General features: G+C 45.6%; 7 protein-coding genes. 2 read left to right on the plus strand and 5 right to left on the minus strand.

Annotation, left to right across the window (positions count from 1 at the left end; genetic code table 11):
* Positions 1-132 precede the first annotated feature (132 nt).
* Together QUB16_RS26195 and QUB16_RS26200 are read right to left on the minus strand one after the other, a co-directional pair.
* The gene (locus QUB16_RS26195; protein WP_333320674.1) at positions 133-3,285 is read right to left on the minus strand and encodes a PAS domain-containing protein; all 3,153 of its coding nucleotides are present in this window, start codon (positions 3,283-3,285) and stop codon (positions 133-135) included.
* A 766-nt stretch (positions 3,286-4,051) separates the two neighbouring features.
* Positions 4,052-4,990, minus strand: a complete 939-nt coding sequence (locus QUB16_RS26200) for a glycosyltransferase (protein WP_333320676.1) — start codon at positions 4,988-4,990, stop codon at positions 4,052-4,054.
* Positions 4,991-5,298: 308 nt separating this feature from the next.
* Between QUB16_RS26200 and QUB16_RS26205 the strand changes: the two genes are divergently transcribed.
* A complete protein-coding gene (locus QUB16_RS26205; protein ID WP_333320677.1) occupies positions 5,299-6,507 on the plus strand; it encodes an argininosuccinate synthase in 1,209 nt (402 codons plus the stop codon).
* 378 nt (positions 6,508-6,885) lie between these two features.
* On the opposite strand, the gene QUB16_RS26210 is transcribed toward QUB16_RS26205, so the two are convergent.
* From QUB16_RS26210 to QUB16_RS26220, 3 genes are all read right to left on the minus strand, one after another.
* Entirely contained in the window at positions 6,886-9,528 is a 2,643-nt protein-coding gene (locus QUB16_RS26210; RefSeq protein ID WP_333320679.1) for a polynucleotide kinase-phosphatase, read from the minus strand.
* Between the two features lie 12 nt (positions 9,529-9,540).
* Positions 9,541-11,019, minus strand: coding sequence for a 3' terminal RNA ribose 2'-O-methyltransferase Hen1 (locus QUB16_RS26215; RefSeq protein ID WP_333320681.1), 1,479 nt, complete (start codon positions 11,017-11,019; stop codon positions 9,541-9,543).
* A gap of 173 nt (positions 11,020-11,192) precedes the next feature.
* Positions 11,193-12,644 (minus strand): GTP-binding protein, encoded by a 1,452-nt coding sequence (locus QUB16_RS26220; protein ID WP_333320683.1) that lies wholly within the window; start codon positions 12,642-12,644, stop codon positions 11,193-11,195.
* Between the two features lie 528 nt (positions 12,645-13,172).
* Here QUB16_RS26220 and QUB16_RS26225 point away from each other — a divergent pair.
* Complete coding sequence (locus tag QUB16_RS26225; RefSeq protein ID WP_333320685.1) at positions 13,173-14,015, plus strand: CPBP family intramembrane glutamic endopeptidase; 843 nt, start codon at positions 13,173-13,175, stop codon at positions 14,013-14,015.
* Positions 14,016-14,496: the final 481 nt, after the last annotated feature.

Raw genomic sequence — 14,496 nt, forward strand, 5'->3', positions numbered from 1 at the left:
TCCGTTGCAATTGCCCCCCATCTGACGGTCGAGGGGGTTTACGCTCATCTGTGAGTAATATTATAGATTTGTGGTGAACCGGCCCCTACAAAAATTATGGTTAATTTACCGCACGTGATTTAACAGCTTATCCTAACTTTTAACTTTTAACTTTTGCGAAATCGGCAGTTCGATCGCAAATTCTGTTCCCCGGCCAACTTCTGAATGACACTCCAACTTACCGCCGTGGGTATCTTTCACAATTTGGTAACTAATCGACAACCCCAAACCAGTGCCCCTTCCCACAGGTTTTGTAGTAAAAAACGGGTCAAACATCCTTGACTGAACTTCGGGACAGATACCGGGCCCGCTGTCAGAAATCCGCACACACACTTGATTTTCTCTGCTGACTTCCGTAGTAATGCGAATCTGGTTAACTTTGCCAGTACAGTTTGCTGATGACTCTTCCACAGCGTCGATCGCATTCACCAGCAAATTCATAAATACCTGGTTTAATTGAGCCGGATAACACTCGACTTTGGGCAGATTCCCGTAATTTTTAATAACTTGAATCTCCCGACGTTTTGGCTGTGACTGGAATCGGTGCTGCAAAATCACCAAAGTGCTCTCAATCCCTTCATGAATATCTATTACTTTGCGATCGGTTTCGTCAAGTCTCGAAAAGTTTCTCAAAGACAGCACTATCTGCTTAATTCGGTTAGCACCTTCTTGCATTGAATCCAGGATTTTCGGGAAATCGCCAGCCATAAAATCCACCTCAACTTCTGCCAATTCTTGGGCTATTTCTGGAACTGGTTCGGGATAGTATTGCTGGTAGAGATCGATCAATTTTACCAAATCGCGAGCGTACTGTGCGGCGGGAATAATATTGCCGTAGATGAAGCTGATGGGGTTATTAATTTCATGGGCTACTCCCGCTACCATTTGCCCGATACTTGACATTTTTTCGGCTTGAATAAGCTGAGATTGAGCCTTTTTTAAGTCTGCCAGAGTTTGTTCTAACTGTTGCGCTTTTTCTCGTTCTCGCTGTTCGCTAAATTGCAACTCTACTTCGGCTTGTTTGCGATCGCTAATATCAATATGCGTGCCCGTCATCCGCAAAGGATTTCCCGAAGCGTCGTGTTCCATCACCTTCGCTTGAGCTAAAATCCACTTCCACTCGCCGGATTTTGTCAGCATCCTAAATTCCACTTCGTAAGTAGGATTTTTGCCTTCCAGGTGAGCAGTTAGCGCTGCTTTAGCCGGAGACAAATCCTCTGGATGTACCAGTTGCTCCCAGGATGCAAAACTATTTTCTACCTCCTCTACTTCATATCCCAGCATCATTTTCCACCGTGGATTAAAATAGACTTCTCCCGTGGCCAGATTCCAATCCCACAATCCCATCGCACTGCCTTCAAATGCCAGATAAAAACGTTCTTCGCTAATTTGCAAAGCTGCTTCTGCTTGTTTGCGATCGCTAATATCCATCACTGTTCCCAACAGTTTGATTACTTCCCCAGTTTCGCTAAAAACAGCTTCTCCCCTTCCTTCCACGTAGATAATTTGACCGCTAGGATGCAAAAATCGGAACTCTCTTTTGTAGGAAATTCCTTGTGAGATAGTCAGGCTGACTGTTTGTTGAAATAATTCTCTGTCGTCGGGATGACACATCTTTAAAAGTTTGGCAGATGTCGGTTCAGTTGCACTTGAGTCAAGACCAAAAATGCGGAATACTTCTTCTGACCAAGTAATTTTATTTGTGACTAAATCAAATTCCCAACTGCCGATATGGGCAATTTTCTGGGCTGCTGCTAGACTAGCTTCGCTTTGTTGAAGTTTAAGTCGCTGTTGTTTATCTTGTTCGAGAAGGTTGGCTTGAGCGATCGCAATTCCCATCTGTGCCGCCACAGCGCTCAATAATCCGATCTCATCTGGTGTCCAGTGGCGCGGGCGATCGTACTGGTGCAAGCATATCATTCCGTTCGCTTTTCCCTGGTAGGAAGTGCGGATGGATATCATCGACTTCAAACCTATTTGACAGCACAAATCTCGGACGTTTTCTAGCAGCGGTTCGGAAAAAACATCGTCAGAAACTACAGCTTGATCTTGGGACAATAAAAACTGAACGTGAGGATTGCCATCTATGGGAATTTCTAAATCTAAAATGGATTTGGATGCGGATTTTCTGTACTCAGCGACATTAGAAATTCTGGGAATAGGGTTTTCTGTGTAGGTGTGAACCAAGCAGCAATCCGCATTAAAAATGCGACCAATTTGGGCTGCCGCTGTTTGAAAAACTTGATCTGGATTTAAGCTGTATCGGATTTCGAGAGTAATCGTTTCTAGAAGAAATCTTTGCTTGATTTGCCGTTCCAAAGCAGATAAAGCTGTTTTAAGTTCGAGTTCTGCTTGTTTGCGATCGCTAATTTCAGTAGCCGTTCCCAAAATTTTCCACGGTTTGTCGTCGGGTGTTCTGGCAAACACTGTATCCACGCTAACAAACCAGCGATATTCACCATTTTTGTGCTGAATTCGGTACTCAAACTCAAAGCTTTCACCGTCTTTGGCGGCCTCAATCCTCCTCCTGTGTTCTGAGAATCCTGGGAAATCGTCAGGATGTATTAAGTTAGGAAGAAATCCTCCTGCCATCTGCTGGATTTCTTCCAGGGTGTAGCCAATATCGCTATAGATTTCGCGGTTGATATACAGAGTTCGCTGTTCAATCAAATCGGAAACGTACAAAAGATTAGGATGTGTTTGAATTACGGCCGACAGCCAGCGTTGGCTGTCTCGGAGTTCTGCTTCGATCCGCTTGCGTTCTTCTATTTCTGCTTGCAGCAGCGCATTTTGTGCTAAAATTTGTTTATAAAGACGGTTCAGAAGCAGTTGATTTTCGACACGGCTCACCACTTCTTCTGTTTGAAATGGTTTACTAATGTAGTCTGCCCCCCCCACCGAAAAAGCTTTGACTTTATCAAAAACTTCATTTAAAGAGCTAATAAAAATCACAGGAATGTGTTTGGTTTGCGGACAAGCTTTTAGCTGTTCGCAGACTTGATAGCCATCCATACCGGGCATCATAATGTCCAGCAAAATCAAATCTGGTGGACTCGACAGAGCAAATTTAAGAGCCAATTTGCCATCTCGTGTCGGTCGCACTTTATATCCCCGCTTAGACAAAATCCGGGATAAAAGTCGCAAGCTTTCTGGATGGTCGTCCACCATTAAAATATTTTCTTGTAAGACAGTGTTTTGAAGTCTAACTGTTTCTAGTCTTGGATTTTTATCGTCAGTTGTATTCACAGCAAACCCTCAAACTATTCAAGTTGTATATGTGGGAATATTTTTAAAGTCCTTAACCGCTTGTAGCTAACACTCTCAGGTAAACCAGCACAACTCTTGGTTCTCTAGCACACTCCTCAATTATTGGTCATTATATCAAAAGTAATGCTCGTTGGAAAATGTTGGTAGCTCAAATTATCGGAGCCGAGTGAGAAAACCGCCTATATTGCTCAAATCACAGGCTAAGCAAGCAATTTTGACTAAAGGTAAAACTAAAAGTTTTACAATTTTTATAACCCGGTTTTGCCTCCCTTTAGCGGGTGGCTGTGTATTGTGTTTTGTCAGTAGATATCCACACTCCAAAGGTTAATTAAAACAGGCTTGAACATGGGTGTCAACTTAAGACTAAAATTCTTTATTTTTCTGGTTTGTATCCAAGTCTTGAATTCCCTAAATCCAGGGCGGTTTCATTTTCTTGTAGGGGCAAACCCTCGTGAAGAGCCCCGATGCCTGAAAAGCCCATGAAATCATCTCTGGGTGGGGGCGGGCATTCTTGGCATCACCCCTACAAAAGCCTGGTTTTTCGTAGGGGCAATCCGACCCCTACTCCCCGTGGTTGCCCCGAAACAGCCCTGTTCCCTAAATCCTCCTTCTTAAGCAGCGCTAGGGCAGTGTAGGCATAATTGTCAAACAGTATACCGTTACTAATTAGGAGCTTAAGTTGACACCAATGGGCCCTGAAAAACTCCTACAATATCTTATACTTTATTTGCGCTGTCCGGCTGATTTATGGTATCTTTGTCTCTGCCTGCAATTCCCCGCAAGCGGCGTACACGGCTTTCACGTTATACCAATTCAGAAAAATCCGAGCAATTTCTAAAGCTAGCTGGGGCTTGCCTTGGTCAATCAACCACTGCAAAAAAGGAGTCATCGTTCTCTCGTTTAGCATCCCACCTAATGATAAAACTCCCCACAGTATTTGGTGCAAAAAAGTCATTTGAATCATCATCCTTACTTCCCAACTTGGGTGCTTTTGATAAAACAAAACTCCCATTCTCCCGCGCTGAATTTCGCGGTCAATCATGCCCGGAATTTGCTCTAAACTAAAAGGTGGATGCCAGTGATAGCCGACAGCAGCCGGACATTTGATCAGTTTCAAACCTAATTTTTTCAACCTAACTCCCAACTCTAAATCTTCCCATCCGTACAGTTGAAAGCGATTGTCAAAAAGTCCAGCAGCCAGCAGCCAGTGGCGGGCGATCGCCACATTTCCCGTAGCAAAATAAGCCGCCGAAAAATCGGTGATTTTGTAAGGTTCTGAGGTAGGATTGTCGAAATTGCAAGTATTAATCACGCTGCCGTAAGTAAAAACAGCATCAGTATCTTTGTAACCCTGTAGTAAAGCATCGGCGTGTGCTTGCAAAAAATGCTCTGTTACCACCAAATCGCTGTCAATAAAAATAATCGTATCGCCCTTAGCATCTTCAACACCCAAATTCCGGGCCGCCGCCGGGCCCTGGTGAGATTGACAGATCGATCGCACATGAGGCAACAAGTCAGCATTTGCGGCCAACCACTCCAGCGTCCCGTCCGTCGATCCGTCGTCCACGACAATTACTTCATACTCTCTGACAATCTCACCGAAGTGCTGATTTTCCAAAGCCAGTAGACATTTTGCCAAAATCGGTTTACGATTATACGTCGGAATCACAACACTAAAAAACACGGCTTTTCCCCATCGCCACAGTTACCGTATCCCACGGTAGCAGATTTTCCGCAGCAACTCCCCCGGTAAATAGCAAAGTTTAGCAAAAAAAGAATATATAAATCTGTACTATTTCTGACAAGAATCGATCTCAATTAGGTGCATAATGAAAAGTCGGTTAAATATCACCTCTTGCACCATTCTCCAGAACAGGCAAGATGCCTGTTCCACAAAAATGATATTTTTTTGTGGGGTGGGCATCTTGCCCGCCCTGAAAAGCTTAGTGACAAGGGTGCAAGATGTCAGTTAAATTCAGGATGTAAAGAGCAATGAGTCGCGCTAAAAAAGTTGTCCTAGCATATTCCGGCGGAGTCGATACCTCCGTCTGCATTCCTTACCTCAAAAACGAGTGGGGTGTTGAAGAAGTAATTACTCTGGCCGCGGATTTGGGACAGGGAGACGAATTAGAACCGATCCGCAAAAAAGCTTTAGCATCCGGTGCTTCGGAATCTTTAGTTATTGATGCTACCGAAGAATTTGTCAAAGACTATGCGTTTCCAGCGATTCAAGCTAACGCACTTTACGAAAACCGTTATCCCCTTTCGACTGCCCTCGCTCGCCCGCTGATTGCTAAATTGTTAGTAGAAGCGGCGGAAAAATACGGTGCAGATGCGATCGCCCACGGTTGCACCGGTAAAGGAAACGATCAGGTGCGGTTCGATGTGTCGATCGGCGCCCTCAACCCCAAGATTAAAATCTTAGCACCAGCGCGGGAGTGGAAAATGAGCCGCGAGGAAACGATCGCATACGGCGAAAGATGCGGTATTCCGTCGCCAGTGAAAAAGTCTTCGCCTTACAGTATCGATCGCAACTTATTAGGAATGGCAATAGAAGCCGGAATCCTCGAAGATCCTTGGGCGGAACCGCCAGAGGAAGTTTATTTGATGACAAAGGCGATCGAACAAACTCCCGACACACCCGAATACCTAGAAATCGGTTTCGATTGCGGAAATCCTGTCAGTTTAAACGGCACAAATTTATCACCAGTCGCCTTAATTACCCAACTCAACGAAATAGTTGGAAACCACGGAGTCGGCCGGATTGACATGATTGAAAACCGCCTCGTCGGGATTAAATCGCGGGAAATTTACGAAACACCAGCGATTTTAGTTTTGATGCACGCGCACCGAGACTTAGAAAGTTTGACGCTGACAGCAGATGTGACGCGGTACAAGCGAGGCATCGAAGAAACCTACAGCCAAATGATTTACAACGGTCTTTGGTACAATCCTTTGAAAACCGCTTTAGACGCATTTATTCAGGACACGCAAAAGCGAGTAACGGGAACCGTGCGGCTCAAACTGTTCAAAGGAAATGCGACTATTGTCGGCCGCAAATCTGACAATTCTCTGTACAGTTTCGACTTAGCAACCTACGGCGCAGAGGACGAATTCGATCACAAAGCTGCCGAAGGATTTGTCTATGTTTGGGGACTACCAACCCGCATTTGGTCGGAAAAAAATAGAGGTTACAAATAGGAAGCAATTAGGGTTAAAAACCTGATGTTCAGCCGCCGATTCGTGGAATTAAAGTAGGGTGTACATGGCACACCTTATTTGCCGCAGTCGCCCAACCTGTGCCAATTACCTAAGTTATGAGTTAGTAAGATAAGCTGTTGTGCATTTAAATTGTATGTTGAGGGCGGGCTCTTCGGCCCACCCCACAAGAAGGAAATTTTATTTTCCCATGCAATTTAAATGCGTATTAGCTTACAGTAATAATTGGTAATTGGTAATTGGTTGTTTTCCTAATAATTTGTTAAACTATCTTCAGACAAATTTAGCTTGGAGGCAGGGGTTTAAACCCCTGCCAGATTACTGTCAAATCGAGATTTTCGCCTGCTTTCTAACTTCAGATTACAGCCTCGGATCGACAGGTTCGCTCTCCATCGCTAAAACTCCGAAAACGCACTCGTGAACTTGTCTCAAAGGAGCACCCGCAACAAATCTCTCCAATGCTTCTACACCGAGAGCAAACTCTCGCAACGCCAAAGAACGCTTGCCGGAAAGTCCGCGCGATCGCAATTTTTCTAAATGTTCCGGCAAAGAATATTCCAGACCGTAAATAATTCGCAAATACTCTTTACCCCGACATTTGACCGCAGGCTGTACAAGTCCTTTGCTATTTTTCACAATAAAATCCATTGGTTTAACAACCATTCCTTCGCCTCCCGCCGCCGTCAGTTTTTCCCACCATTGAATCCCCGCCAATTGGCTGTCAAAATCTGCAATTTCAACTATTTTGTATTCAGTAGCTAACAGGAATTCCGGGTCAGATTTACAAATTTGTGAAATCTGTTCCATGTGCCAACAGTGATTTTTGTCAGTGTGAACAGTTCCCTCGGTTGCCAAGATGTGGAAAGGTGCTAATTTGAGGTCTGAGAGCGATTTAACTGGCCAGCAGTAGCGCTGATAGGCATTAACATAGCGATCGGCTAGTTCGGCTCGTTCTTGATAGCTGGTTAGCAAAGAATTAATTTCAACTCCCCGCTGCTTTGCCTGTTCTAAGTTCTTAATCGCCTCCGCAAACCCGTGACGAGATGCTGTTCCCACGGCGGCGTATTGCTCTTTCAATAAACCTTGAGCTTTGGCTGACCAAGGCATTAATTCGCAGTCCAAACACACCCAATCGGTTTGAAATTTATCCCAAAAATTGCTCGCAGTGAGAGCGACATTTACCCGCGCTAAAAATTCTCTTTCTAAGGTAGAATTATCGAAAAAATGCCGTCCCGTGCGGGTGTAGCAAATGCCAATACTCTCGCTGAGAATGCCAAAGCGGCGTAAAGCTGCCGGTGCGTCGCGGCAAACAATAACAACTGCACGGGAACCCATGTGCTTTTCTTCGCACACAACTGTCGATATGCCCTGCTGTTGGTAGTAGCTAAATGCTTCGGCTGGATGTTCTAAAAGTCCTGGTTCTTTGGAGGTAGCAGCGGGAGACATTGTGGGCGGCAAATAAATCAGCCATTTGGGATTGGCGGCAAACCGACTCATTACTTCTAGGGCTGCGATCGCATTTTCTTCTTTAATCGTAATGTTACTTTGCAGGCGAGTTGAAATAATGCGTTTTCCGAGTACGTCGCTAATGTCCAGTACGTCATCAAACTGCTGTTGGGCGGTGATATTCACTGCCGCCAAACCGCTATCGATAACGGGTGAATTGATGTCTCTATTGTTAAGTGGAGTTTGGCTGTCTTGAAAGAGGATCGGTTTGGCAGGTTCGCAGTAAATTCTAGCAGCAGGAACGTTGACAAATTCTCTTTCGGGATACCGCAAAGCTGTTAGTTTGCCCCCGAAAACGCAGCCCGTGTCTATATCAACTGTATTGTTAAACCATTCTGTTTCTGGAACGGGGGTGTGTCCGTAAACAACCGCTGCCTGACCTCGATATTCGGCGGCCCAATTGTAGCGGACGGGCAAGCCGAATTCATCGATTTCGCCAGTTGTTTCTCCGTACAAGGCGAAATCTCGAATGCGGCGCGATGCGCGTCCCTGAAATTCAGCTTTCATCCCCGCGTGGGCGACGACTAATTTTCCGCCATCGAGGACGTAATGCCCAATCAAACTATCTAAAAATTGGCGAATTTCTCGTACTGCTGATTCGCGCAATTCATCGGGTAAAGCGGCAATTTCTGCTAAGGTTTGTTCGAGTCCGTGGTTAATTTTGACATTTTTGCCGTTGAGTTTTCGCAGCAGTTTGATGTCGTGATTTCCAGGCACGCACAAAGCTGTTTCTGCGAGTACCATGTTTCGCACGAGTTTGAGGGTGTCGAGAATGCGCGGGCCCCGATCGACCAAATCGCCCAAAAACACGGCTTTACGACCCTCCGGGTGCGCGTAGGTGGGAAATTTCCCCAAATCGGATTCGCTGGATTTTTCGATAATTTGATAGCCCAACTGTTGCAGCAATTGTTCCAATTCGTCGCAGCATCCGTGAACATCACCGATGATGTCAAAAGGGCCGCAGTCGTCTTTGCGATTGTTCCACAGCGGTTGTCTCTCGACTTCCACGGCCTCGATTTCCTCTGGAGAACGGAGGACGTAAACGTACCGAAATCCTTCCCTATCTAGAGATTTGAGCGATCGCTTTAAATTCTGAACGTGGCGGCGAATTACATGATTTCCAAAATTGCGGTTTGCACGTTGTTGATTGCGATCGCCACACAATTTTTCTGGTAAATCTAGCACAATAGCAACCAAAAAGCAATGGTATTTTCGGGCTAATTCTAACAAAGGTTTGCGGCTTTCCGGCTGAACGTTGGTGGCATCAATCACAGTTAGCTTACCTGCGGCCAGACGTTTAGCAGCGATTAAATGCAATACTTCAAAAGCATCAGCGGTGGCCGCTTGATTGTTTTCGTCGTCGGAAACCAGACCGCGGCAGTAATCCGATGAAATGATTTCTGTAGGTAGGAAATGCTGCCGCGCAAAGGTGGATTTGCCGGAACCGGATGCACCGATGAGAACGACTAGGGATAGTTCGGGAATCGTGATTTTCATAGTTTAATAATATTATTCATCAAGCAGGACATCATCATTTTGCTCTGCCATTTTTGCAAACGCTTCCTCCCAGCCGGCACGCGGTTTTAGGGCTGCAGGAATGGTAAATATTGCCATTTGCGTAGGCGAACCTACTTCTAAATCTTCGGTTCCCACACAACGAAACTCTACCCGACACCCAAACCGTTCCGCAACCCCATTCGCCCAAGTTTGAAATTCGGCCCTTGTCCATTCAAAGCGGTGATCCCGGTGGCGAAATTTGCCCGCAGGCAAGTTTTCAAACCTAACATTATATTCAATATTTGGAGTTGTGACGATCGCACTTTTGGGTCGGATAAATTCAAACAAAACCCGCTCAAAAGCAGCTAACCGTTCTAAATCCAGATGTTCGATCACTTCAATTACCGCCGCCGCATCAAAACCACTCAAGCGGCTGTCCCGATAAATCAGCGAACTTTGAATTAGTTGAATGCGAGATTGCTGTGCGAGAGACAATCGATCGATTTGCAAACGTTCCCTGGCAATTTCCAAAGCCCGAAAGGACACATCGACGCCTGTAATTTGTTCGATCGCCTTTTCTTTCAAAAGCAATCGCAGCAGTTTTCCCTCACCGCAGCCCAAATCTACCACTCGCTTAGCATTGCTGGCTTTTAAAACCTCCATCACAGCATCTAAACGCTGTTGGTTCAGACTAATTCGCTGTTCTAAAACTTCCTCTTCTTGCTGGTGAGAAACTTCGAGATCCTCCGGGTCAGTATTATCTGCTTCTGCTAACTGCGCTACAGCAATTCGCGTCAGACGGCGCTGGCGTTTCAGATAGCGGTTGGCAATTTGTTCGCGGGCGGGATGCGCCTTCAACCAACCTTCGCCGTGATGCAATAATTTCTCGATTTCATCATCGCCCACCCAATAATGTTTGTCGTCATCCAACACGGGAATTAGCACGTAAAGATGGCTTAACAAATCCGCCAAACGAACTGTATTTTGCAGTTCCACAGAAAAGTAAGGACTCGCGCCCCACTCGGGAAATTGCTCGTCAAGAATCAGCGGTCTTGCTGCGACTTGATAGCCAAGCGGCTCAAACATTTGCCGCAGAAACTTTTCGCCACCGCGACAGGGCAAAACCGACAGATTAACTGTCAAAGGAATAGCTGTTTCTGCGAGTTCTGGGCGGTCTTTGCAGCGACCGGATAGAGCTGTACTAAAGACTTTGGCGAGGGCGACAGACAGAAAAGAAGAGGCAACGTAGGGGCGATCGTTCACGTATTGTTCGAGAGGGCGATCGGCCGATTTCGACTTGCCCCGCACCAAAGCAACCGGATCGACATCTAAGAGTAAAGCCGCCGTGCACCTTTCTGCATTTGCCTCTGGATAAAACACGCTGGCTTGCCCGAAAGTCATCGGAAAGGATTGATGGCGATCGGGATGTTTGTGCAGCAAATAACCTAAATCTGTAGCAGGTACGCGAGTTGTAGAGATGGTTAATAACATAATATTAGAAATTGGGCATCGGGAATCGGGCATCGGGAATCGGGCATTGGGCATCGGGCATTGGACATCGGGCATTGGTTATTGGTAGTTCCTCACAAATAACAAATAACTACTCACTGTCGATAATTAATCCGTGTATCCGTGTCAAAATCCGTGTCGTGCCTTCCTTCTTATCACTGAAATTTCTGTTTTTCCACACTTGCCAAATCCAACTTAGCCCGCAACTCTTCCTTAATCCGATTTAAAATAGAATCCTCATCCAAAGAAGACAAAATCTTGCTCACCACAGCCTTTGGCCCATCATCTCCCCAAGAAGCACCATTAGCCAAATAAGCCTTAGTAACTTGACCGATACCGTAGGAAGAAACCCCCGCGATCGCAGCTTGCGTCACCGCCACAGACAAATAAGGCCCTAAAGCCAAACCCCCCGTCGCCGGCGTCGCCAAACCCAACAATCCTTTCAAAGAACTCAAACCAAAATTAGCCAACAATTCACCGGCCGTAATTCCCCCCATACTAATCGCAATCTTTTGCAGCAATTCCACCGCGCCCGCTTCCGTCATCGCAATGCCGTAAACTTTAGATAAAGTTAATATCATCACCACATCAATTACCGCACCGCTAAGAATATCAACTACAGTAATTGGATTAAGTGCGATCGCCACAGCTTTAGTCATTACCCCGTTCCAGATAATTCGATTAGCCGCGTCATCTCGAATCTCCATTTTTCGCTGCACCAAATGCTCGTTAATATCCCCCGCACAGAGCATCGTATTCAGCGCGACCAAAGATTTGCCTTCTCGGTCTAAAATCTCCAAAATCTTTAATTTTAAATCTTGCACTTGTGGCAAACTGCGAGTCATTTGCACGCCCATACTGCCGTCGGGACGGCGCACCGCCCTCGCCGTCAAAGGCGAAGCCGCCGCCATCACAATTTCATCGGGAGACAACAATTCTCTGACGCGCTCGTCTCGAATTTTATGATAAATTGCCAGCCTGTCTGCATCAGGATACTGGTCAATTTTATTAAACACTAATAACATCGGTTTTCCGGCTTCCCGCAACTGCGAAAGTGCTGCGTATTCCACCTTTGTAATGTCGCCAGCCACCACAAACAAAATCAAATCTGCTTGTTGAGCAACGCGGCGGGCTAAAAGTTCGCGAGTTTCGCCGTCAACTTCATCTATTCCCGGAGTGTCGATTAATTCAACTTGCGACAAACGGTAAATAACTGGGGAAAGTCTATCGGGCAACTTCTCATCAATTCCCTCTCCGACATCCCACTGCCCAATAGTCGTCGTGCGAGTCACCCCGTGAGTCGGGCCAGTTTCAAACACATTTTGACCTAGCAACGCGTTCAAAACCGAAGATTTTCCCCTTCCCACCATCCCAAACACAGCTATTTGCACGCAAGCGCGCTCTAGCTTGTCGAGCATTTTCTCCAACCCGCCAATTTCCGGTTCCAGTCCAGTTCGCTCTTGAACTGTCAAGTCGAGATTTTCTACTATATCTCGCAGAGCATCTTTAGCGTGGCGCAGGTTGAGTTCTGCCTGAATGTCTGCGAAGCTTAAAATTGTGTCATCTAATTCGCGATCGACATTTGAAAAATCCGAGGCTTCAGTCATTGTTCCCTTATTTTATAGTTCTGTTTTGTTTAAAGTTTCAGCCAATACAATGCTATTCTAGCTTTCTCTGTCTGCTTTGTACATTCTCTCGGATTTATCCAACTCTAACTCTCGGATTTACTCAAGCCTGACTCTCGGATTTACCAAATTCTAACTCTCGGATTTACTCAATCCTGACTCAGCCAAAAGTTCTCGCATTCACCCGCAAGTCCGCCGGGGATTTAAATCCCCGTCTTATAGCAAAAGTCGGTTAAAACTGATATCTTGCACCATTGTCAAGAACGGGCAAGATGCCCGTTCCACAAGAAAATCTATTCTTTGTGGAACAGGCATCTTGCCTGTTCCTAAACAAGTAATTGAGAATGGTGCAAGATGTGAGTTAAAACCGACTGCCAACCTAAATTAGATTGTGATAAATTTCAGTCCTCTTTGAGAGGACTTTCGCTATGAGACAGGGGTTTTTAACCCCTGTCGGACAGTGCGACCGACCAATAAGCCGATTTACCCAATTTCAACTCATTCACAACAATGATTAACCGCCTCCAAATAATAGCCAGTTATCCATTTCCTTTACGTGTGATAATTTTCCTATTAATCTTGCTAGCAATTTGGCTGCCGCTAGCAGCACCAATTTATCTCTTAGTTAAAGATAGTAACCTAGCAACTATTCTGACAATGGGATTGTTGTTTACTGAGTTTCTGTTCCTAGTGCCGCGCTGGGGAAAACAGGTTTACGGACAAACCCAATTACTCAAAAGTTACGGTTTAACCAATACGCGAAAAAACGGTTTTGAGCTTTTAATCGGATTGGCGATCGGGCTTTTGCTCACTTTCAGCTTATTTGCGGTGCAAGGACTGTTCGGCTTAGTCGCGTGGCAAAATTCTGATAATTTGCCGAGAATCATCGCAGAAGGGCTGTTAAGCGCCCTTGGAGTCGGTTTTGCGGAGGAGTTGGTATTCCGTGGTTGGTTGCTGGAGGAGTTGCAGCGGGATTACAATTATAAAATATCTCTGTGGGCGAATAGCCTGGTGTTTGCCCTATCTCATTTTATCAAACCTGTCGCGGCCATGCTGCAGAGTTGGCCGCAGTTTCCGGGGTTGTTGTTGCTGGGTTTGATTCTGGTTTGGGGAAAAAGATCGCGCCAAAATCGCCTCGGTTTGTCGATCGGGCTTCATGCAGGTTTAATCTGGGGATATTACATCATTAACATCGGGCAGTTAGTGCGATATTCGGGCTCTGTTCCCGACTGGGTGACAGGAGTTAACGGCAATCCGCTAGCTGGTGCCGTGGGGCTGTTGTTTTTGAGTGTCTTGGCTTTGGGAATGCGGCAGATGTCCGAACGTTCAAAAGGTTCGCAGTCAGGACTTTAGTCCTTCTTCCCAAATTTTTACCCTTTATTCTTTAGTCTCTTAGAGAGGGACATCGTTTGTCTAGACGCGGTTTCAACCGCCGATTCCTCTACTCTACAACCAACCTTGGGAAATTTTTATGCAGCTTGCTGAACTTCTACCACACCTGAAGCATTTGCCTCACGCTGACAAACTTTTACTACTGCATTTTATCCAATCGAAATTACTCCAATAATCAGACATAATTTTCCTAGAAAATTAAAGCAAACTATCTAGCACAAACTCCTACAACTGTTTTGAAGCTGCTGCTGTTTTAACAAAGGCTTGATTAGATGAAAAAGCAGTAAATTATGGTTGATAAAGTCAGATTTACGTTTACTGAAATCGCTCCGCTACTGGGTGCCTTAAGTACATTGCCTTACTTAGGATCGCGAATTAAATAACTTACAATTTTAATTATTATTGTGGGATGGGCGTCCCGCCCGTCCTTTTTGGACGGGCG

Origin of the sequence: Microcoleus sp. D3_18a_C4, assembly GCF_036702415.1 — a bacterium.
GTDB lineage: Bacteria > Cyanobacteriota > Cyanobacteriia > Cyanobacteriales > Microcoleaceae > Microcoleus.